The 20278-nt window shown below is 71.2% G+C and carries 18 protein-coding genes; 10 read left to right on the top strand and 8 right to left on the bottom strand.

Annotated features, from left to right (window positions below):
- Positions 1 to 61 precede the first annotated feature (61 nt).
- On the bottom strand, positions 62 to 427 hold the full coding sequence (locus tag IE260_RS21645) for a hypothetical protein (RefSeq protein WP_189874353.1): 366 nt from the start codon (positions 425 to 427) through the stop codon (positions 62 to 64).
- A gap of 147 nt (positions 428 to 574) precedes the next feature.
- Between IE260_RS21645 and IE260_RS21650 the strand changes: the two genes are divergently transcribed.
- The 6 genes from IE260_RS21650 (at position 575) to IE260_RS21675 (ending at position 6504) form a co-directional block, all read left to right on the top strand.
- On the top strand, positions 575 to 1222 hold the full coding sequence (locus IE260_RS21650) for a TetR/AcrR family transcriptional regulator (RefSeq protein WP_189874355.1): 648 nt from the start codon (positions 575 to 577) through the stop codon (positions 1220 to 1222).
- A gap of 171 nt (positions 1223 to 1393) precedes the next feature.
- Positions 1394 to 2338 carry a zinc-binding dehydrogenase gene (locus tag IE260_RS21655; RefSeq protein WP_229881011.1) on the top strand — a complete coding sequence of 315 codons (945 nt, stop codon included), beginning with the start codon at positions 1394 to 1396 and terminating at the stop codon, positions 2336 to 2338.
- Between the two features lie 329 nt (positions 2339 to 2667).
- A complete protein-coding gene (locus IE260_RS21660) occupies positions 2668 to 2946 on the top strand; it encodes an acyl carrier protein (protein WP_189874357.1) in 279 nt (92 codons plus the stop codon).
- Between the two features lie 59 nt (positions 2947 to 3005).
- Entirely contained in the window at positions 3006 to 4226 is a 1221-nt protein-coding gene (locus IE260_RS21665; protein ID WP_189874588.1) for a beta-ketoacyl-[acyl-carrier-protein] synthase family protein, read from the top strand.
- Positions 4223 to 5296, top strand: a complete 1074-nt coding sequence (locus IE260_RS21670) for an ACP S-malonyltransferase (RefSeq protein WP_189874359.1) — start codon at positions 4223 to 4225, stop codon at positions 5294 to 5296. Before IE260_RS21665 ends, IE260_RS21670 begins: the two co-directional genes overlap by 4 nt.
- Before the next feature lie 278 nt (positions 5297 to 5574).
- A complete protein-coding gene (locus IE260_RS21675) occupies positions 5575 to 6504 on the top strand; it encodes a GNAT family N-acetyltransferase (RefSeq protein ID WP_189874361.1) in 930 nt (309 codons plus the stop codon).
- A gap of 96 nt (positions 6505 to 6600) precedes the next feature.
- Here IE260_RS21675 and IE260_RS41750 read toward each other — a convergent pair whose 3' ends face one another.
- Entirely contained in the window at positions 6601 to 7287 is a 687-nt protein-coding gene (locus tag IE260_RS41750; protein WP_229881061.1) for a LysR family substrate-binding domain-containing protein, read from the bottom strand.
- Between IE260_RS41750 and IE260_RS21690 the strand changes: the two genes are divergently transcribed.
- Positions 7168 to 7743: a helix-turn-helix transcriptional regulator gene (locus IE260_RS21690; RefSeq protein ID WP_229881064.1), complete on the top strand. Its 576-nt coding sequence runs from the start codon at positions 7168 to 7170 to the stop codon at positions 7741 to 7743. The genes IE260_RS41750 and IE260_RS21690 overlap by 120 nt on opposite strands.
- Here IE260_RS21690 and IE260_RS21695 read toward each other — a convergent pair.
- The 6 genes from IE260_RS21695 to IE260_RS21720 all read right to left on the bottom strand — a co-directional run bounded on the left by IE260_RS21695 (position 7718) and on the right by IE260_RS21720 (position 16241).
- The gene (locus IE260_RS21695; protein ID WP_189874365.1) at positions 7718 to 8926 is read right to left on the bottom strand and encodes a Gfo/Idh/MocA family protein; all 1209 of its coding nucleotides are present in this window, start codon (positions 8924 to 8926) and stop codon (positions 7718 to 7720) included. The two genes, IE260_RS21690 and IE260_RS21695, sit on opposite strands and share 26 nt — an antisense overlap.
- A gap of 26 nt (positions 8927 to 8952) precedes the next feature.
- Complete coding sequence (locus IE260_RS21700) at positions 8953 to 11163, bottom strand: right-handed parallel beta-helix repeat-containing protein (protein WP_189874367.1); 2211 nt, start codon at positions 11161 to 11163, stop codon at positions 8953 to 8955.
- A complete protein-coding gene (locus IE260_RS21705) occupies positions 11160 to 12626 on the bottom strand; it encodes a M1 family metallopeptidase (protein WP_189874369.1) in 1467 nt (488 codons plus the stop codon). The genes IE260_RS21700 and IE260_RS21705 overlap by 4 nt, the downstream gene beginning before the upstream one ends.
- On the bottom strand, positions 12623 to 14296 hold the full coding sequence (locus IE260_RS21710; protein WP_189874371.1) for an extracellular solute-binding protein: 1674 nt from the start codon (positions 14294 to 14296) through the stop codon (positions 12623 to 12625). Before IE260_RS21710 ends, IE260_RS21705 begins: the two co-directional genes overlap by 4 nt.
- A gap of 48 nt (positions 14297 to 14344) precedes the next feature.
- Positions 14345 to 15205: a carbohydrate ABC transporter permease gene (locus IE260_RS21715; RefSeq protein ID WP_189874590.1), complete on the bottom strand. Its 861-nt coding sequence runs from the start codon at positions 15203 to 15205 to the stop codon at positions 14345 to 14347.
- A gap of 88 nt (positions 15206 to 15293) precedes the next feature.
- On the bottom strand, positions 15294 to 16241 hold the full coding sequence (locus IE260_RS21720; protein WP_189874373.1) for an ABC transporter permease: 948 nt from the start codon (positions 16239 to 16241) through the stop codon (positions 15294 to 15296).
- Positions 16242 to 16579: 338 nt separating this feature from the next.
- Between IE260_RS21720 and IE260_RS21725 the strand changes: the two genes are divergently transcribed.
- From IE260_RS21725 to IE260_RS21735, 3 genes are all read left to right on the top strand, one after another.
- Positions 16580 to 17566: a hydroxyacid dehydrogenase gene (locus tag IE260_RS21725; RefSeq protein WP_189874376.1), complete on the top strand. Its 987-nt coding sequence runs from the start codon at positions 16580 to 16582 to the stop codon at positions 17564 to 17566.
- A gap of 62 nt (positions 17567 to 17628) precedes the next feature.
- The gene (locus IE260_RS21730; protein ID WP_189874378.1) at positions 17629 to 18723 is read left to right on the top strand and encodes a LacI family DNA-binding transcriptional regulator; all 1095 of its coding nucleotides are present in this window, start codon (positions 17629 to 17631) and stop codon (positions 18721 to 18723) included.
- Between the two features lie 169 nt (positions 18724 to 18892).
- Entirely contained in the window at positions 18893 to 20266 is a 1374-nt protein-coding gene (locus IE260_RS21735) for a M60 family metallopeptidase (protein WP_189874380.1), read from the top strand.
- Positions 20267 to 20278: the final 12 nt, after the last annotated feature.

Here is a 20278-nt window from a genome sequence, read left to right on the forward strand (position 1 = left end):
TTCCCCTTGTCGGTTGCCGGGAGAGCGTCGCTCGCCCGTCGGGTGCCGGATGCGTATCGCGTCATCGCGCGGCACGGCTCCGGGCGCGGGTGCGGTGGATCGTGACGACGAGTGCGGCGGACGCGGCGACGATCAGTCCGGCGAGCGCGGGGTGCATGTCCTTCGACAGGCTCTGCGCCCCGTCGGGCCGCGTCACCCACACGACGAGCGGGACCGCGTAGCTGACGGCGAGCAGGGTGGCCGCCCCGCGCACCGCCCGGTCGTGGACGTGACGCAGAGCGCCGGCCGGCGCGATCCCGACCGGGAGGGCGGCGACGAGAGCGAACTGGCCGACCACCATGACGGGGACCGTCCAGGAGGCGACGGTCACCGACCGTGGAACGGGCCGGCCCGTGCGGGTGCGGTGTGTCACGACTGTGCTGGTCATGAAGCCCCTTGACCGACGGTGCGTTTATAACCTCCTTCTTTCGTTAGAAGATATAGCGGTTCGCGGGTCGAGAGGTCAATGGGCTGCGTGATAACTTCTAACGGAACTTTGACGATGTACCCGGGTGGGCCGGGAAGGCGGTGGGCCATGGCGAAGTCGGACGCGCAGACCCCGCGGGAGCGCTATCGCACTCAGGTGCGCGCGGAGATCAAGGAACACGCCTGGGAGCAGATCGCCACGGCGGGAGCGTCCGCGCTGTCCCTCAACGCGATCGCCAAGCGGATGGGTATGAGCGGGCCCGCGCTCTACCGCTATTACGCCGGCCGCGACGAGCTGATCACCGAGCTCATCAGGGACGCGTACCGGAGCCTCGCCGACCGTCTCCACTCGGCCTTCGCCGAAGGGGCCGACCTGGCCGTACTGGCGCACACCCTGCGTGCCTGGGCGCTGGAGGACCCCCAGCGTTATCTCCTCATCTACGGCACCCCGGTCCCGGGCTACCACGCGCCCGACGACATCACGCGCATCTCGTCCGAGACCATGGCGACCCTGCTCGACGCCTGCGCCAAGCTGCCCCCGGACAGTCCCGCGACGCCGTTCGACGCGCACCTCGCGGATCACCGCGACTGGGCGGACGGCCACCCCGCCCCGCCCGCGGTCCTGCACCGGGCCCTGCGCTTCTGGACCCGGCTGCACGGTGTCCTGTCCCTGGAACTCGCCGGCCACTTCACCGGGATGGGCTTCGACCCCGCTCTGCTCTTCGCGGCCGAACTGGACGATCTGCTGGCGCACTGAGCACGGATGGCCGGGCGGGCTCGACTGTCGCTCGCCCACGCCCTCGTCGCAAAGCCCCTGTCCGAGGTCGTCGGGGAGTGAGGCACGCACCGTCCGCTTGTGGAGAAGCGCAGGGCAGGCTTCCGCCGGGCGGGCTTGTTGTTGATCATGGCTGGAGCAAGGTGTTGCCGTGTGTCGCCAGTCGAGGGGGAAGCCATGCCCGTCCGGGCCCTTGTCGTCGATCCGTCCGCGCCCGACGCGGTCCGCCTGTCACAGGTGCCCGAGCCCGAGGCCGGTTCGGGCGAGGTACTGGTGGACGTGACGCACGTGTCGCTGAACTACGGCGACCTCAACGACGCCCGGTCCGGGCGGGTTCCGGCCGGAGCGGTGCTCGGGTCGGACGCCGTCGGAGTCGTGGTGCGGGCCGCCGCCGACGGGAGCGGCCCGGCCGTCGGCAGCCGGGTCGTGGCGCTCACCTCGGGGGCGTTCGCGGAGCGGGTCGCGGTCCCCGTGTCCGCGCTCGCCGAAGTGCCGAAGGAACTCGAGCCGGCGCGGGCGGTCGGTCTGCCCGTGGCCGGTGTCGCCGCGCTGCGGTCGCTGCGCAACGCCGGGCTCGACGCGGGCAAGCGAGTGCTGATCACCGGTGCCTCGGGCGGTGTCGGCCGGTTCGCCGTCCAGTTGGCGGCGCGGGCCGGCGCCCATGTGATCGCCTCCGTCGGCTCGGCCGCCCGCGGCGAGGGACTCGGGGAGATCGGTGCCGACGAGGTGCTGATCGGGCTGGACGGGCTGGAGGAGGCCGTCGACATCGTCGTCGACGGCGTCGGGGGACCGCAGTTGGTCGCCGCGTGGAATCTGCTCGCCCCCGGCGGCAGCGTCCAGAGCGTCGGCTGGACCTCCGGGGAGCCGGCCGTGTTCCCGCCGTACGCCACCGTCGGCCCCGCCAAGTCGCTGACCTCCTTCGTCATCGACAGCCCCGCCGGTGCCGATCTGGCCGTGCTGACCGAGCTGGCCGCCCAGGGGGACCTGGCCGTGGAGATCGGTTGGCAGGGGTCCTGGGAACGCTTCGACGAGGCCGCCGACGCCCTGCGCGGTCGCCGCGTCTCCGGCAAGGCCGTGCTCGAGGTCTCCCCCTCCTAGGAGTTCGTGTCCCTCGGTGATTCCGCGGTGGCAGAGGCAGGGCGAACCACGGCTGACAAGGCCGTGCGCCGCGGAGGGGGCGAACCCTCGGTCCCGGGTGGGGCGCTTGTACGCGTGCTGATGCTGTGACCGGCCGACTGGCGCCCCCCAGGTGCTCCCCACGCTTCGCCCTCCTCCCCACGTGACGCGTGCGGTGCCGGATGCGAGGAAAGGCTGACGGCGTGCATCCGGCACGGTGCCGGTGCGCTGCTTCAGCCGGCGCATCCGGAAGAGCCGTGTGCCGGCCCGTTGCCCCGGCGCGCTGTGGGCGAACCAAGGAGGAACCTTCCATGCCGTCTCACGCGGACGAACGCCAACTGCTCGACGAGTTGCGCGAGCTGCTGGCCGCCACGGTCGAGGACCTGACCGTCGAGGAGGTCGAACCCGACTCCTCGCTCAAGGACGACCTCGGCGTGGACTCGCTGGCCTTCCTGGAACTGGTCGCCGCGATCGAGGACCGCTGGCAGATCCAGGTCCCGGAGGAGGAGGCGGCGCAGCTCACGACGGTCCGTCAGATCGCCGCCCACCTCGCCGCAGCCGCCCCTGCCCCCGCCGGTGAAGCGCCGTGAGCTCGAGCCGGCGGTCCGGCTCCGCCCGCGCACACGCCGTCGCCGTCACCGGACTGGGGATGACGACGGCGCTCGGCGGCGACGTGCGGACCACGTGGCGGGCCCTGCTGGCAGGCGGCTGCGGAGTCCGCAGAATCGACTTCGGCGCCCCCGAGGGCCCCGCGCAGGTGTATCTGGCGGCGCCGGCGGCGGTGGACCCCGGCACGGTCCTGTCGGCCGCGAAGGCCTCGCACTGCGATCGCTCGGCGCAGTTCGCGCTGGTCGCCGCAAGCGAAGCGCTGCGGGACGCCGGCCTGGGGGAGGAGCCTGCCCGCACCGAGGGCGGCTCCAGGTTTGCCGTGGTGGTGGGAGTGGGACTGGGCGGACTTACCAGCATCCTGGAGCAGAACAGGCGGCTGGAGACCGGGGGCGTCGGCCGGGTCAGCCCGCGTGCCATTCCGGTCATGCTGCCCAACCACTCCGCCGCCGAAGTGGGCCTGCTGGTCGGTGCGCGAGCCGGGGTCCACGCCCCGGTCAGCGCCTGCGCCTCCGGTGCCGAGGCCGTCGCCCAGGCCCTCGACATGATCCGTCAGGGGCGTGCCGACGTCGTGGTCGCGGGCGGCACCGAGGCGGCCCTGCACCCGCTCGCCCTCGCCGGGTTCGCCCGGTTGCGGGCGCTGTCCCGGCACTATGACGACCCCCAGCGGGCGTCCAGGCCGTTCGACGAGGCCCGGGACGGCTTCGTGATGGGAGAGGGCGCCGGGATCCTGGTGCTCGAAAGCGTGGAGCACGCCGCAGCGCGGGGGGCCCGCGTCCACGGTCGACTGACGGGCGCGGGCATCACCAACGACAGCCACCACGTGGCGCAGCCCGCCCCGGGCGGAACGGGCTGTGCCGCTGCGGTCAGCGCCGCCCTGCGCGACGCCGGGCTCCTGCCGGAGGAGATCCAGCACATCAACGCCCACGCCACCTCCACACCCGTCGGGGACCTCACCGAAGCGCAGGCCCTTCACCAGGTGTTCGGTGACGCGCTGAAGAACGTGGCGGTCAGCGCGCCCAAAGCCGCTCTCGGCCACACACTGGGTGCCGCGGGAGCCATCGAGGCCATCACCACCGTCCTTGCGGTGAAGGAGAGAACAGCGCCCCCGGTCCGCAGCCTCGACCGCCTCGACCCGGACATCGACCTGAACGTCGTCGGGCCCGGACCCGAACCGCTGCCCTCCGGCCCCTTGGCGGCCCTCAGCACGAGTGTGGGCTTCGGCGGACACAACGTCGCGCTCGTCCTCACCAGTACGTCATGACTCCCGACAGGCCCGTCCCCGGCGGAGGCGGACCCCGCACCGTGCTGATGTGTCCGGGGCAGGGCGCCTACGTCCCCGGGGCACTGCGTCACCTGCGCGACCACCCCGCTGTCCGCGGGGTGCTGCAGACCGTGGACGCCCGCATCCCCGGCCCGGTGAGCACCGTCCCACCGGTCAGCCGCCTGCTCACGGAGGACGGCGCGCCCGCCCCCGGTGAACTTTTGTCCGCCAGCCCTCTCGCCTTCGACCTCGCCACCTACTCCTGTGTCGTCGCCTCCGCCACCGTGCTGCTCACCCTCACGCACACACCCGTCGACGCCGTCCTCGGGCACAGCATGGGCGACCTCGCCGCTCTCACCGTCGCCGGCGTCATCACCGTGCACCAGGGGGCCGCTCTCCTGGGCGTCCGTGACCGGCTGCTGCGCGAGGCCGCGCTGCCCCCGGCCGGTCTGCTGGCCGTCGACATGACCGACGACCAAGCGGCAGGGCTGATCCGTACCTGCGGCACACCGCAGGTACGGATCGCAGCCCGCAACGCTCCCACGCAGACCGTCCTCGCGGGCCCTGACGACGACCTGGCACTCGTCCGGCACGGCGCTCATGCCCGCGGACACCGCGCCACCCCCCTGACCAGCCGCACCGCCTACCACCACCCACTGCTCACCGACGTCCAACGAGCCTTCCGCAGCCTGCTGCGAGCGCAGCCGGTCAAGCCGCCCGCCCTGGCCGTGTACACCGCCGCCGGCCGGCGCGCGCACACCCCGGCCCAACTGCGCACAGCCGCGGTCTGCCATCTCGCCGAACCCATGGACTTCCGCCAGGCCCTGCACGCGATGCACGGGGCCGGCTTCACCACCTACATCGACAGCGGCCCGCGCGCCGTGCTGAGCGCACTGGCCAAGGCCAACCTGCCCGCCTGCGCCGCCGCCGCTCCTCAGCGCACACCGGCCGACGTCCGGCGGATACGCGACCGGCTCACGGTCGCGCTGCGCGCCGCCGCCGCGGTAATGCCCGGGCAGCGTTCCGCCCCCGCGCCACGCAGCCCGGCCGGCGCAGACGGCGGCAACTGAGCGGTACGACAGCGCGCATCGGGCGACCCCGACCGATCGGCAGCGTCCCGGTGCCACCGCCGGCCGTCGCACCGTCGCCCGCCCGTGTGCGGCCGGCTGCGGCGCGTCCGGTCATGACCGCCGCGACCACGTCCTGCGCGGCAACCAGGACGCGGCGCCACCGTGCACGGCCGTGTGAGCGCATACGGGAGGAACGCGCCTTGCGGGAGCGGGCGGACGGCGAGCCGGTCGCGGAAAACCTGTTGCGGGCGCCCGCCTGCGCCCCGGACCCTGCCGTCATGTCCCCTGCCTTCCTGCGCCCGGCCACCCTCGACGACGCTCCCGCCGTCACGGCACTCCTCAACGAGATCGACCGGATCGAGATCGGCCGCCCCGAGACCGACCAGCACACCGTCGAAGCCGACCTGAAGCATCCGGAGACCGACCTGCGGCGCGACTCCTGGGTGGCCGTCGACGAGGACCGGCTGGTGGCGTACGGGCTGTTGTGGGACGAGTCCGGCGGGGAGCGCGTCGACATCGACCACTACGTGCTGCCCGACCACCAGCAGACCGGGCTGCGCCTCCTCGCCGCGATGGAGACCCGTGCCCTGGCCAAGGCACGGGACAACGGCGCCGAACGGGCCGTCGTCCACCTGCACCTCAACGTCCGGCCCACGACCGACACCGCCCTCCTCGCCGCGCGGGGCTGGAGCACCGTCCGGCGCCACCACGTGCTGCACCGGCCCCTGGACCCGGCGAAGGACCTCCCGCCCGAGCCCCCGGCGGGCGTGCGGGTGCGGGCCTGCGCCACCGAGGCGGACCGCGTCCGCGTGCACGAGCTGTACCAGGCGACGTTCGCCGACCACTTCGACTTCCAGCCGCGTGACTACCGCCGGTGGCTGAGCGACGTCGACGCCGAAGGGCTGGACTGGTCCCTGGTGTGGATCGCCGGGACCGACGACCTGGGGGACGCCGGGTTCCTGCTGGCCCGGAACGACCGCGAGGCCATGGGCTGGATACGCAGCGTCGGCGTCCTGCGCGAGGCCCGCGGCCGCGGCCTGGGCGGCTTCCTGCTCCGGCACGCCTTCGCGGGCTTCGCCGCACGTGGGCGGGACACGGTGGGCCTCGGCGTCGACACGGCCAACGCGACCGGTGCTCCCCGGTTGTACGGGCGCCACGGCATGACGGTCCACTACGCCGTCGACACCTGGGAGGCCGTGATCGCCTGACGCCCTCCCGCTCGACGACGGGCCGAAGCCGCGTCCGAAGTGCTGCGCCACGGCGCGTGCTTCCCCTGCCGCGTCGCCTACGGCCACCACGTGCTGTCACTGCTCGGCGCGGGGAGTGTGACGGCCGGAGACGCCGCCGACGACCTCCGTGCCCCGTCCCCGGTACCGGCGGCGACCAGGTGGGCGGACAGTGCGGCGTACAACGCCCGGGGCTGGAGGTCGGAGACCAGGGTGTCCACGCGCCCGGTGCCGACGTCGGAGGTCCCGGTCCGCTGCTTGCTGCGGAACTGTTCGGTGGCGGCGGCACCGGACGCAGCCGCGGTGGCCTGCTCGAAGGTGGTGGTTTCGGTCATGGTCGTCCCGTCGTCCACGATCTTCATGCCACTCCTTCAAGTCCTTCGGGAAACACGTCGTTCCGCTCCAGCACCCGCAGCACGTTCCGCAGCAGCGGTGACTCGTCGTCCGCGCGCCAGGCCAGGACCAGCGGCACGGTGAGCGGCGATGCCGAGGCCGGGCGGCCACCAGGGCCAGGGCGGCCGAGGTCTCGGTGACCTCGTACGCGCAGTGCGGGTGGAAACCCGACGCGAGACAGCTGCGGACGACGGCGTCGTTGACCACGGAGCCGAGCGGGGCGCCGTACATGATGAAGTCCTCGTGCCGCAGCTGCTCGACCCGGACGGTGTCCGCCCCGGCGAGCCAGTGCTCCTCCGGCGCGGCGACGATCAGCGGCTCGTCGGCGAGCAGGCGGGGGGCGATGTCCTCCCGGCGGATCGGCGGGCGCAGAACCCCCACGTCCAGGCGCCGCTCGAGCAGCGCGGACTCCTGGGCGGGCGTGAGCATCTCGGTGTTCCCTACGACCGGGCACGGGTCAATTCCGCCTACGGCCAGACCCTGCGCAGGGCCGGTGAACGGCGTGAGGCCGACACCGTCCTGAAGAACGCCCGCGACGCCTACGCGACCCTGGGCGTCGGCACCTACGTGGAGCGCTGCGACCGGGAGCTGCAGGCCGGCGGACTGCAGCTCAGCCGCGCCGCTCCCGGCATGGCCCGGCTCACGCCGCAGGAGCAGGCTGTGGCCCGACTGGTCGCCGCCGGGGCGACCAATCAGCAGGCGGCGCTGGAGCTGTTCATCTCGGTCAAGACGGTGCAGTACCACCTGACGCACGTCTATGCCAAGCTCGGGATCCGCTCCCGCAGCGAACTCGCCGCGACCTTCAGGGAGGCGTCGCCGGCCGGCTGACCCGGACCTGACCGCGTTCGAAGTACTCCGCCAGGTCCGCGTCCAGCGGAGGTACGCGGCGGGGCGTGCCGCCGTCGCGGAGGGACGCCGTGGCCCGGACGCCCGCCGCGACCGCCATGCGGGCCGCGACCGGAGAGGTGTCCGTGCGGCCGCCCTCCCGGACGAACCGCAGGAACTCGTCCACCAGGAGCGGATCGGCTCCGCCATGGCCCGCCTCGTCCTCGGCGGCCGGGATGCCGTGCACCTCGTCCGCTTCCGGACGGTAGCCGGAGCGGCGGGCGTTCCAGACCTTGACGCATCCGCCGGGTCCGTCACCGAAGTTCTCCAGCCGGCCCGCGTCGCCGATCACGGTGTAGTTGCGCCAGTAGTCGGGCGTGAAGTGGCACTGCTGGTAGGCGGCCAGCACCCCGTTGTCCAGGCGCATGTTGAGGAGCGAGACGTCCTCCACGTCGATGACGGGGTTGAGCGACCGCTGGGTGTGCGGCGGCCAGTGGCCGTCCTTGGTGTACCAGTCGTCTGCCTTCGGCTCACCGGGCTCGCGGCGGTGCGGATTGTCGCCGTACACCATCAGGTCGCCCAGTGCCTGTACGTCCCGCGCGTACCCGCCGGCCAGCCAGTGCAGGACGTCGATGTCATGGGCGGCCTTCTGCAGCAACAGCCCTGTGGTGTACCGCCGTTCGGCGTGCCAGTCCTTGAAGTACCAGTCGCCGCCGTAGCCGACGAAGTGCCGGATCCAGACGGTCTTGACCTCGCCGACCGCACCGCGCCGCACGAGGTCGCGCATCAGCCGGACGACCGGCATGTGACGCATGTTGTGACCGATGTAGAGCCGGGTACCGGTCTCGTACGCCGTGCGCAGGATGGTGTCGCAGCGCTCGACGCTGATGTCGAGCGGCTTCTCGACGAAGACGGGTTTGCCCGCGCGGAGCGCTTCACAGGCCAGGTCGGCGTGGGTGTGGTCAGGGGTGAGGATCAGCACCGCGTCGATGCCGGTGTGCGCGAGCACCTCGCGGTGGTCGGCGGTCAGCAGCGCTTCGGGGAAGGCCACGGCCGCCTCCGCACGGGCGCGCGGATCCGGCTCCGCCAGTGCGGTGACGCGGGCGCCGGAGCCGGGCCGGTGGGCGGTGCGGGCCAGCGAGCCGCGCAGTCCGTATCCGAGGACGCCCAGACGGAGGTCGGTCATGGGTCTTCCTTCGCTCGGTGGGTTGGTCAGGGGTGGACGAGTACGTGGGAAAGGGCCACGCGTCCACTTCCGGACACCGCGATCTTCACGGTGCGGGTGCTGCTGTCCAGGTCCACAACCGTCGGGCGCAGTGACTTTCCGCTGACGTGGATCGTCTCGTCGTCCGTGATGACGTCGAAGTCGGCGGTCGTCATCGAGGAGTTGTTCCAGATCTCGATCCGGCGGACCCGGTGGGTGGCGCCGAGATCGACCTGCCACCAGGCACCGGGCTCGGACAGGGTGCGGGTGTCGGTGGTGGTGTCGCCGTCCAGGGCCAGTTCCGCGGTGCCGGTTCCGTCGGTCGAGGACTGGGTGGCCGTGCCCGTGCGGGCCAGGTCGGTGCGCAGCCGCTCGACCGGGCCGCCGTGGGCGCCGGCCCTGGCGGCGACGGCGAGCGCCGCGGCGGGCAGCCGGTCCAGGCCGGTGAGGTTGTCCGTCATGACCGAGCCCCGGCCGGAGAGGGCCGGCGCCGCGGTGTCGGTCCAGTTGGACCGGGCCGTGTTCTCGATGCCGTAGTCGGCCCAGTTCGACACCCATTTGTAGCCGATGCGGGTGATGACGTTCCGCTCGACGAGGATGTGCGAGGACTGCTCGTCGAGGTAGACGCCGTTGCCGTCGCGCTCGGTGTTGCCGAACGCGGAGCGGTTGACGTAGTTCTCCGACACGATGGTTCCCGGCTGTGCCCCCTGCGTGTAGATCGCGCCGCCGTCGTGCTGCTCGTGGGCGACCTCCATGACGTCGGTGATCCGATTGGCGGTGATCTTGTTGTCACGCATGACGGAGGTCTGCGCCTCGGGCTGGTTCCAGCCCCAGCCGATGGAGATCCCGGAGTACGGGAGCCGGCTGAGGGTGTTGTGCTCGACGGCGAGTTCCGCCTCGTAGCCCGCCCAGATGCCCACGGAGTCGGTGTACTCGACGCCGATGCGGCTGATGGTGTTGTACGCGACCGTGTTCCGCTCGCCGGCGAGTGCCTCCCCGGGCAGTGGCTCGGTGTCTCCGACGTAGATCGCGCCCGACGACAGGTCGCTGAAGGCCGACCGGGTCACGGAGCTGTCCTTGGTGCCGGCTTCCAGGATCGCCCCTGCGCCGCCGAGTCGTCCGAAACTCGCCCGGTCGATACGGACGCGCTGTCCGCCGCGTACGGTGACGGCGGCCGTCGGTTTCGTGTAATGGCGACCCGCGTGGTCGACGGGGCCGGTGGTGCCGGTCAGGGTGAGACCGGCCTGGGTGCCCGCGTAGCCCTCGTCGGTGTCGGGCTGACGGTAGGCGGCGTGGGCGAAGCCGATTCCGCTGACGGTGATGTCGTGGGCGCGGTCGAGGACGAGGAGCTGTTCCGTGTGCGGGGTGACGGCCCTGGCGCTCCGCATGTCCTCGCCCTCGCGCGGCAGGTAGGTCACGGTGCGCTCGTGGGAGTTCCAGGCGAACTCGCCCGGTTCGTCGAGCAGTTCCCGCGCGTTCTCGAAGAAGGCGACCCCGCTGTAGCGGGTGGAGTCGACGGTCGTGGAGTCCCAGGCGGGACCGGTACGGCCGGTGCCGCTGGAGGAGTTGGTCCAGCAGGGCCGGGCGAAGGTCAGGAGGTCGCCGCTGACGCCGGCGATCCGGCAGTGGTAGTTGCGCCAGCGGATCCGGATGACGGCCTCGGCGTCCGTGGGGCGCTGCCACTCGGCGATGCCGGTGGCGTTCGCCCCGGTCATGCCGGTTCCGGTGGCGTCGCAGACAGTGGGGGCGCAGGACTCTCCGCGGGCGCGGACGGCGCGCTGTCCGTCGACGAAGAGCTGGCGCGGTGTGACACCGGCCGGAACGTCGGCGGTCCAGGTTCCGTCGCTGTTCTCCGTCCAGCCGGTGACGGCCCGGCCGCCGGACAGGACGGGACGGGCGCCGGGAGCCGCCGCCCAGGTGACCGTGCGGCCCTGCGCACCGGAGTCGGCGGCGCCCAGCCGGAGCGGTCGGGTGAGCTCGTACGTACCGTCCTCGAGAAGTACGCGGACATCGCGGCCGGTCTCGGCGCGGGCCGTGTCCCGGGCGCCTTTCAGGGTGCAGGGCCGGGAGACGGTGCAGGAGGAGCCCCCGCCGTCCGGGGACGCGTACAGGGTGCGGGGCTGTGGGGCGGCCTGGGCCGCGGGCGCGGTGAGCAGGGCGGCGAGGGCCGCCGCGCAGGCGGCGGCGGTCAGCCGCAGGGCTTTCGTCGCGTGGTTCACCTGTCGGCCCTCCAGTCCGGGTGCCCGGGCATGGGCGGATTGACGGCTCCGAAGAGCCAGTCGCGCAGGAAGCCGTCGAGGGACCGGTCACCGGCGACGTGGACGGTGTGGGCGATGAAGTCCTCGCTGGAGACGTTGCGGTCCTTGAACCGTTCGGGCCAGATCCGCATGACACGGTCGAAGGCGCGGTCGCCGATCCGCCGGCGCAGGGCGTACAGGACGAGCGCGCCGCCGTCGTAGATGTTGGTGCCGCCGAGGGCCTTGGGCAGTCCGGGCGGGCCGTCCTTGGCGCGGATCGCGTCGAGCTTGCCGTAGGTCGCCTTCATCTTGTCGGTGAGCACGGACCAGCCGCGCTCCTCGCTGTACAGGGCGGCGTAGTACACGGCGGGGCCTTCGTTGAGCCACGCCCGCTGCCAGTCCGCGGGGGTGACGGAGTCGCCGAACCACTGGTGGACCAGCTCGTGGACCATGGTGCTCTCGTACGTCGGACGGCCGTTGGCGTTCGGTCTGAACCAGTTGGTGGAGAAGAGGGAGAGCGTCTGGTTCTCCAGGGCGTCGGTGTACCCGTCGTAGATGTGGACGCCGTAGACGGAGAACGGGTAGCGGCCGAACTTCGCCTCCAGCCAGGCCAGATGGTCCGCGGTGCGGGCGACCACGGGCGCGTACTCGTCCTCCCGGCCCTGCGGGACGACGTGCCGCAGCGGGAGCCCCCGGTGGCTGGTCCCGTACAGGTAGGTGCCCTTGACGACGGCGATGCCGATGAGTTCGGTCGCCATCCGCTCGCGCAGGCCGAAGTGCCAGACGGTGGAGCCGTTCGCGCCGGGGGTCTTGTGCAGCAGTTCGCCGTTGGCGGTGGCGACGAAGCCCTCGGGCGCACTGATGTGGAAGGTCCAGGTGGCCTTGTCGGAGGGCGTGTCGTTGCAGGGCAGGAAGGTGTCGGCGCGGGAGGACTGGGCCGCGGAGGCGAAGCCGCCGTCGCTGCCGAACCTCCAGCCGGTGAGGCCGAGCCGGGGCGCCTTGCCGTTGCCGTGGTAGTGGATCCCGATCGTGAAGGGCCGGCCGTCGCGCAGGGGGGACGCCGGGGTGACGGTGAGTTCCTGACCGCTCTTGCCGGGTGCGATCGCCCACGTGGCGGGGCTGCCGTTCACCGTGACGGAGTCGATGGTGTGGCCGTCGGTGTCCAGGTTGAACGCGGACAGGTCCTGGGTGGCCCTGGCGTGCATCCGCACGACGGCGGTGAAGTCGTACGTCACCGGGGTGAAGTCGAAGGTCAGGTCGTAGTGGACGATCTGGTAGCCGCCGTTGCCGAGGGTCGGGAAGAGGGGATCGCCGACGCCGTCGGAGCCGGGGGCCGGGTCGAAGCCGGAGCTGTGTGCGGCGGCGGGTGGATCGAACAGGGGCACGGCCACGGCTGCGGCGACCGCGGCACCGCAGAATCCGAGGGCGGAGCGGCGGGTCGTCACTTCTTCCCCTTCTGGACGGCTTCCTCGAACTCGCTCCGGGCCTGTTCGCCGCCCTTGGCGAGGTAGTCCTTGACGAGCTGGTCGTAGGCCGACATGGGCTTGCGGCCGGCGATGATGTCCTTGAGCCCGTCCTGCTTGAGCGTGAGCAGGCTGCCGCTGCCCTTGGAGTCCCAGGTGGGCGAGGAGTACTGGAGGGTGGGGGACTGCTCCATCATCGGGATCATCGTGCTCAGCGTCTTGTGCACGTGACGGACACCCGCCTCGGAGTCGGCGCTGTAGACCGCGGGGACGGCGGAGGCCATGAACTTCCAGGGGACGGTGACGTCCTGGCTGCCCCGCTCGGTGAGCGCGGGGTTGCCCTTGGCGTCGCGCGTGAAGTCGGTGCCCTCGACACCGTAGTTGATCAGCGTGTACTCCAGGCTGCCGAAGGGCGAGGCCGCGAAGTCGGCCAGCGCGAGCACCTGTTTCACGCGTTCGCCGGACGCCTTCTTCAGGTGCGTGTTCTGGAGCTCGACGTTGTCCGTCCAGGCGATGGCGTCCTTGCCGAACGGGATGAAGGGCCGTGGGTCGTACGACGCGTCGATCGCCTTCATGGCGGCGATGTAGCCGACGCCGGGTGCCAGGTAGGTGGGCAGACCGTCGTAGACGTACGCGCCCTTGCCGTTCTTGAACATGTCCGTGTACTGGGCCTTCTGCGCCCCGGACATCTGGAGGGTGCCTGGGTAGAAGCAGCCCGCCTTGTACAGGGACCTGGCGGTCTCCACGGCCTGGCGGTACTCCGGTGTCTCCAGGTCGGCGGTGAACCTGCCGGTCTTCGCGTCGAGCCGCCAGAAGTAGGGTGCGCCCGCCGACATGGCGAGGACGCTGGTCACTCCGGCGATGATCGCGTACTGGTCCTTCTCGGGGCGGGTCAGCTCCTTGCACGCCTCGACGAACCGGTCGAGGCCGGTGATCTGGTCGAGGCTGGTGATGCCGATCTCTTCGAACAGGTCATGGCGGTAGAACCCGGCTCCGCCGGTGCCGGTGCGGGCGATCGGGATGCCGTAGAGCTTCCCGCCGAAGATCGCGGCCTGCCAGGCGGCCTTGGGTATCGCGGCGAGGTTCGGGTAGTCCTTGATCCTGTCGCCGGCCAGGTACGGGGTCAGGTCGGCGCACTTGGCCTGGAGGAAGGCGGCCTTGTTGTCGACGCCGCCGACCTCGGGGTACATGAAGAGGTCGGGCAGGCTGTCACTGGCGACCATCGTGGAGAACTTGGTGCCGTAGTCGTCGGCGGGCACCGCGGTGACGTCGACCTTGCCGCCCAGCAGCTTCTCGATCTCCCGCCAGGCCGCGTTCCTCGAGCGGCCGGGCGGGGGAGGGGAGAACGTCTCCAGCGTCGCGCTGATCGGGGACGCCCCCTTCAGCGGGGCGCCCTTCGTGGCCCGCAGCGGCTTGGCCGGATAGCTGAAGTAGCCCTGCGGTACGCCGGCGGCGGTACCGGGCAGGTCGGGGGTGAGGCCGATGTCGCGCACCGTGGTTCGGGGCAGCAGCGAGGCGCTCTTGGCCTCCGCCTTCGCCTTCGTACCGCCGTCGCCGCAGGCGGCGAGCAGTGGCGCCGCGGCCAGCGTCAGACCGGCGCCCGCACCCATGCGGAACAGCGCTCTGCGGTTGAGGGGAGTGGAGCTCGACACGGAAATCTCCTTGAGAGAAGTGGGGAAGAGGCCGGTTGTCGCCCGCGCTCAGCCCTTGATGGCCCCGGTGAGCACGCCCTTGGTGAAGTAGCGCTGGAGGAAGGGGTAGACGAGCAGGATCGGCACGACGGCGATCACGAGGACCGCCATCTGCACGGCCTGTTGCGGGGCGAGCGCCTCACCGACGGAGGCGCTGTTGAGGCTCTGGCCCTGGAGGACGTAGGTGCGCAGCACCATGGGGAGCGGCCATTTTTCGGAGTCGTCCAGGTACAGGAGGGAGTTGAAGAAGGCGTTCCAGTACGTCACGGCGTAGAAGAGGCTGATCACGGCGAGGACGGCCTTGGACAGCGGCAGCACGATCCGTACGAGGATGCCGAGGTCGCCGGCCCCGTCGACCTTCGCCGCGTCGTACAGCTCCTCGGGCAGGCTCATGAAGAAGGACCGCAGGACGACCAGGTTGAAGGCGCTGACCAGGGTGGGCAGCACCAGTGCCGCGTAGGTGTCGTACAGGCCGAGTCCCTTGACCAGCAAAAAGTTGGGGATGATGCCCGCGTTGAACAGCATGGTGAACAGCGCCGTCATCAGGATGAAGCGGGAGCCCGTGACCTCGCGGCGCGACAGCCCGTAGGCCATGCCGATGGTCACGAGCAGGCTGGCGAGCGTGCCGACCACGGTGATGCCGACGCTGACGATCAGGGCCCGGGTCACGACGCCGCCGGTGAAGATGGTGCGGTAGGCGTCGAGCGTCGGGTGGTCCGGCCACAGGACGAGGCCGGTGGAGCGGATGATGTCGGTCTGCGAGGCGAAGCTGGTGCCGATGACACCGAGCAGCGGGTAGGCGACGGCGGAGACCACGACGACGAGGGCCAGGCCCTTGGCGAGCCGGCCGGTACGGGTCGGCTTCTCCATCCACGGCGGCCGGCCGTCGGACTTCCTCGAGGCCGTGCGGCCGTCCCTGTTCGCCGGCTCCGTGCGTACGGAGCCGGGCTGTGTCTTCTCAGCGGTCAGCACCGCGGTACACCCCTTCGTGGCCGAGGCGGTGGGCCAGTTTGTTCGCGCCCAGGACGAGAGCGGTGCCGATGACGGCCTTGACGAGCCCGACGGCGGCGGCGACGCCCCAGTCGTTGTCCTTGATGCCGTGGTAGTAGACGTACGTGTCGAGGACCTCACCGGCGTCCGGGCCGACCGCGTCGCGCTGGAGCAGGATCTGTTCGAAGCCGACGGAGAGGATCTGCCCGAGGTTGAGGATGAGCAGCAGGATCAGGACGGGCGCGATGCCGGGCAGGGTGACGTGCCAGAGCCTGCGCCAGGGGCCGGCTCCGTCGATGGCTGCGGCCTCGTACTGCTGTCTGTCGATGGTGAGCAGCGCGGCGAGGATGATGATCGTGCCCCAGCCCGCGTCCTTCCAGGCCACCTGGAGGGTGAGCAGCCACGGGAACGCGTCGGGGTCGCTCATCATGTCGTAGCGCGGGAGGCCGAGCCCCGCGAGCACGTCGGGCAGGAGGCCGGCGCCACCCAGGAGCTGCTGGAAGATCGAGACGATGATGACCCAGCCGATGAAGTGCGGCAGATAGACGACGCTCTGTACGAAGCGTCTGACGCGGTCGCTGGTGATGCTGTTGAGCAGCAGGGCCAGGGCGACGGGGATCGGGAAGAAGAACACCAGCTGGATGAGGGCGATCTCCAGGGTGTTGGACGTCGCGGACCAGAACGCCGACTCACCGAATGCCGCCGTGAAGTTGGAGAAGCCCACCCAGACGCTGTGCATGTAGCCGAGGTACGGCTCGTAGTCCTGGAACGCGACGACGTAACCGAGCAGCGGCACGTAGTGGAAGACGATGAAGTAGAGCAGCCCGGGCAGTGTGAGCAGCAGCATCACCCGGTCCCGCTTGATCCGTTGCCACAGGGTCCGTTCCTTCGGCAGCGGGGGTGCTGATTCAGCCATGGCGCGTCCTGTTCGGCTGGGTGGCGCGTGGTGACCTTCTGCGGCGGCAAGTTAGTAAGCGGTTAACCTCAGCGTCAATAGATGCGGGGAAACGGCCGTGTTACGCGTTGCCCGACTGTGCGGCTGCGTCGGGACGTACACACAAATCGCGACGGAAAACGGGCAGTTGGGCAGCGGCCGCGCTTGACGGCCGGGTGCGCTGCTCCTTAGCGTGCCGGTCATTCCATAGAACACGATTACTGTCCGGAGGCAGGGTGCGAACCACCGAAGAGGTGCCGGCTCGTTCCGGGACCGATGGAGCGACACCGGCACCCAGGCGGCCGCGCACGGTCCTGGTCATGAACCCCGGACTGCTCGACGCCGTCTTCCCGCCCCCGGTGCGCGCCCGGCTCGAAGACATCGCCGACCTGAACAGCCCGTCCCTCATCAGCGAGTTCGATTCGCCGGACGCCGTCGCGGCGCTGGCCGGAGCGGAGGTCCTGCTGACCGGCTGGGGGTGCCCGCCCGTCGACGCGGCGCTGCTGGAACGGGCGCCCGCCGTGCGGGCCGTGATCCACGCGGCGGGCACGGTCAAGACGTTTCTGTCCCCGGTGGCCTTCGACCGGGGCATCGTCGTCTCCTCCGCGGCCGCGGCCAACGCCGTGCCGGTCGCCGAATACACGCTGGCCGCGATCATCATGGGGGCGAAGCGGGTGTTCCCCCTGGCCGAGCTGTTCCGTTCCCGGCGGACGCACCGCACCGGAGCCGACCTGGACCGCCAGCACTGGCTCGGTACGCACGGGCTGACCGTCGGGGTCGTCGGCGCTTCACGGATCGGCCGACGGGTCATCGAACTGCTCCGGATCCTCGACGCCGACGTCCTGCTGTACGACCCCTACGTCACCCACGCCGAGGCTCTTGGACTCGGGGTCACCCCCGCGGACCTGGACACCCTGGTGGCCAAGAGCGACGTGGTCACCGTCCACGCCCCCGAGACCCCCGAGACCCGCGGCATGATCGACGCCCGCAGGATCGGCCTGATGCGGCCGGGGTCCCTGCTGGTCAACACGGCACGGGGAACGCTGGTGGACACCCAGGCGCTGACGGAGCACCTGGTCAGCGGGCGACTGGACGCGGTGCTCGACGTGTCGTCCCCCGAGCCGCTGCCGAAGGGGCATCCCCTGTGGGACCTGCCGAACGTCTTCCTCACCCCGCATCTGGCGGGCGCCCAGGGCAACGAGGTGGGGCGCCTCGGCGCGCTCGCCGTCGAGGAGCTGAACCGGTACGCGAACGGCGCGGCCTTCGCACACCCGGTGTACCGGGCCGACCTGGGGCGGATCGCATGAGCGGTGGGGTTCCGCAGGCTCTAGGCTCGACGTCACACAACAGCCAGCAGGGGGTGGACCGGATGCGTAGGCAGAGCACGGCCGTGGACGGGCAGCGGCGGGCGACGGTCACCGACGTGGCGCGGCTCGCGGGCGTCTCCACGGCGACCGTCTCGCGCGTACTGAACCGGAACTACCCGGTCGCACAGGCCACCCGGGAACGGGTCGAGTCCGCGATGCGCGAGCTCGGCTACGTGGTCAACGCCCATGCCCGCGCCCTCGCCGGAGTCTCCAACCGCACGGTCGGCATCATCGTCAACGAGGTCGTCGACCCCTTCTACGCGTACATCGCCCGCGGGGTGGAGCGGGAGGCGACGCTGGGCGGCCGGCTCTGCCTGGTCTGCTGCACCCAGGGCGACCCGCAGCGTGAGCTGGCCTTCATCGAGCTGATGCACGAGCGGCGGGCCGATGCGGTCATCGTGGTGGGCGGCAGCATCGCCGATCGCGCCTACACCTCCGAACTGGCCCGCAGGGCACGGGAGCTGGACGCGGACGGATCCAAACTCGTGCTGTGCGGCAGGCCCCCGCTCGGCGAGCACGTCCCGACCGTCTCGGTCGAGTACGACAACGAGGGCGGCGCCTTCGCCATCACCGACCACCTCCTGATGCAGGGCCACGAGCGCATCCTGTACCTGGGCGGCCCGCCCAAGCTCTCCACCACCCGCGACCGGCTCGCCGGGCACCGGCGCGCACTGGAGCTGCGCGGCGTGACACCGGACCCGGAGCTGATCCAGCCCGGCGCGTTCAGCCGCGGCTTCGGCCAGCGGCGCATGGCCGAACTGCTGCGGGACGGGCCCGACTTCACCGCGGTGTTCGCCGCCAACGACATGGTCGCCGCCGGGGCCGCCCAGGCGCTGGAGGAGGCCGGGCAGAGGGTGCCGAAGGACATCTCCCTGGTGGGATACGACGACATCCCCGTCGCGCAGGAGATGCGGCCCAAGCTGACCACCGTGCACGTGCCGCTGGAGGAGATGGGGCGCCAGGCCGTGCGGCTGGCCGTGTCGGGCGGCGACGAGGACGACTGGCGTGAGCCGACGACCGGCGCGCTGCGGCTGGGCACGCACATCGTGGTACGCGAATCCGTGACGCCCCGGTCCGCGAGGAACAGCCGAGTGTGAACGATTACTGCATTCATTGTCCGTACTTGTCCGCAGTCGGCCATAGAAAATCGCAGTAACTTCCCGACCCCTCTTGCGGCTCGATAGCAACCGCTTACATGCTGTCGCGGAGTTCCGTTCACCCCGCACGCCTCCGTCCCGCGCTCGTTCACCGCAGGGAGAGTTCCGCATGCGCACTCCGACGTACTCGTCGTTCCCCTCGCCCGCTCAGCCCGCGTCGTCCTCCATGAGCCGGCGCGCCGTCCTCGCCTCGGCGGCGGGCGCCGGAGCCCTGGCCGCGCTCGGCACCGCCGCCGGTCCCGCCTCGGCGCGGACCCGCAGGCCCCAGGCGACGGTCCTCGTCACCGCACGGCCGGGCGCCGAGACGGAACGCCTCCGTCTCGGACAGGCACTGCGCGGAAGCGAGTTCGAGCCCACGGGGCTGTACGCCCAGCCCGGCACCGCACTCGCGCTCACGGTCCGCCCGCACGACGGCCTCGTCCCCACCCTCTGGGTCGGCGCCTGGGACTACTACGGCGAGATCAAGCAGCCCCGCGGCTACCCACTGCTCGCCGGCGCCAACACGGTGACCGACCCGCACGGGGGCCCGGTCTACCTGACGCTCACGGGCAACGGCGAGCAGGCGAGCGTGCTGTTCCGTTCCGGCGCCGTTCCGATGCCCGTGTTCACGCTGGGCGAGACCACCGAGGCCGAGTACCGGCAGCGCCTCGACACGCTGACCGCCTCCCCGTACGTCGAACTCCACGCCCCGAACACGATCATGACACTCACCCGCGAGGGTGCGCTCCTGTACCGCGACGAGGACCACGCCGCCCTGCTCGAGCTGATCGAGACGATCATCGACTCGCACGCACGGATCAGCGGTCTCGACGGATCGCGGCCGGTGCACCGGCGCAAGGCGGGGCCGTACCACTTCACCGAGGTCACCAAGGTGCCGACCGGCGTCGGCGCCTACGCCACACACGGCTACAACGGCTTCCCGCGTGCGTATCTGGACCGTGCCACCACCGTCACGGGACTGCGCACCCGCGGCTGGGGCTTCTACCACGAACTGGGCCACCTCCATCAGCAGATGGCCTACAAGCCGGCCGGCCTCACCGAGGTCACCGTCAACATCTACTCACTGGCCGCGCAGCGCACCCTGGGACAGCCGTCCAACCTGCTGACGGTCGATCCGACGACGGGCCTGAACCACTTCCAGTCCGCGCAGCGCAAGTTCGGCACGGCAGGACTCACCTACGAGAAGTCCTTCGGCGCGTACGAAAAGCTCGTCCCGCTGCGCCAGTTGGAGCTGGCGTTCGGCGAGGACTTCTGGCCCCGCCTGCACAAGCTGGTGCGCGAGGAGAACCCCCAGTCCGACTACACGGAGAACGCCAAGCGCTACCGGGCCCTGGCCACCTGCTCCAGCCGGATCGCGGGGTACGACCTCACCGACTTCTTCGTGCACACCTGGGCGTTCCCGATCGACGCGACCGGCAAGGCGGAACTGGCGGCGCTGCACCTGCCGCAACCGCCCGTCGACCCCAGCACGCTCACCGACTGACCGGGACGGAAG

The sequence above is a fragment of the Streptomyces viridiviolaceus genome, from assembly GCF_014650995.1.
Taxonomy (GTDB): Bacteria; Actinomycetota; Actinomycetes; order Streptomycetales; family Streptomycetaceae; genus Streptomyces; species Streptomyces viridiviolaceus.

Coding starts and splice junctions, on each gene's coding strand:
- IE260_RS21720 (WP_189874373.1), bottom strand. CDS start 16,241: ATGGCTGAATCAGCACCCCCGCTGCCGAAGGAACGGACCCTGTGGCAA.
- IE260_RS21660 (WP_189874357.1), top strand. CDS start 2,668: ATGCCGTCTCACGCGGACGAACGCCAACTGCTCGACGAGTTGCGCGAG.
- IE260_RS21730 (WP_189874378.1), top strand. CDS start 17,629: ATGCGTAGGCAGAGCACGGCCGTGGACGGGCAGCGGCGGGCGACGGTC.
- IE260_RS21645 (WP_189874353.1), bottom strand. CDS start 427: ATGACCAGCACAGTCGTGACACACCGCACCCGCACGGGCCGGCCCGTT.
- IE260_RS21650 (WP_189874355.1), top strand. CDS start 575: ATGGCGAAGTCGGACGCGCAGACCCCGCGGGAGCGCTATCGCACTCAG.
- IE260_RS21735 (WP_189874380.1), top strand. CDS start 18,893: ATGCGCACTCCGACGTACTCGTCGTTCCCCTCGCCCGCTCAGCCCGCG.
- IE260_RS21715 (WP_189874590.1), bottom strand. CDS start 15,205: ATGGAGAAGCCGACCCGTACCGGCCGGCTCGCCAAGGGCCTGGCCCTC.
- IE260_RS21665 (WP_189874588.1), top strand. CDS start 3,006: ATGACGACGGCGCTCGGCGGCGACGTGCGGACCACGTGGCGGGCCCTG.
- IE260_RS21670 (WP_189874359.1), top strand. CDS start 4,223: ATGACTCCCGACAGGCCCGTCCCCGGCGGAGGCGGACCCCGCACCGTG.
- IE260_RS21725 (WP_189874376.1), top strand. CDS start 16,580: ATGAACCCCGGACTGCTCGACGCCGTCTTCCCGCCCCCGGTGCGCGCC.
- IE260_RS21695 (WP_189874365.1), bottom strand. CDS start 8,926: ATGACCGACCTCCGTCTGGGCGTCCTCGGATACGGACTGCGCGGCTCG.
- IE260_RS21675 (WP_189874361.1), top strand. CDS start 5,575: ATGTCCCCTGCCTTCCTGCGCCCGGCCACCCTCGACGACGCTCCCGCC.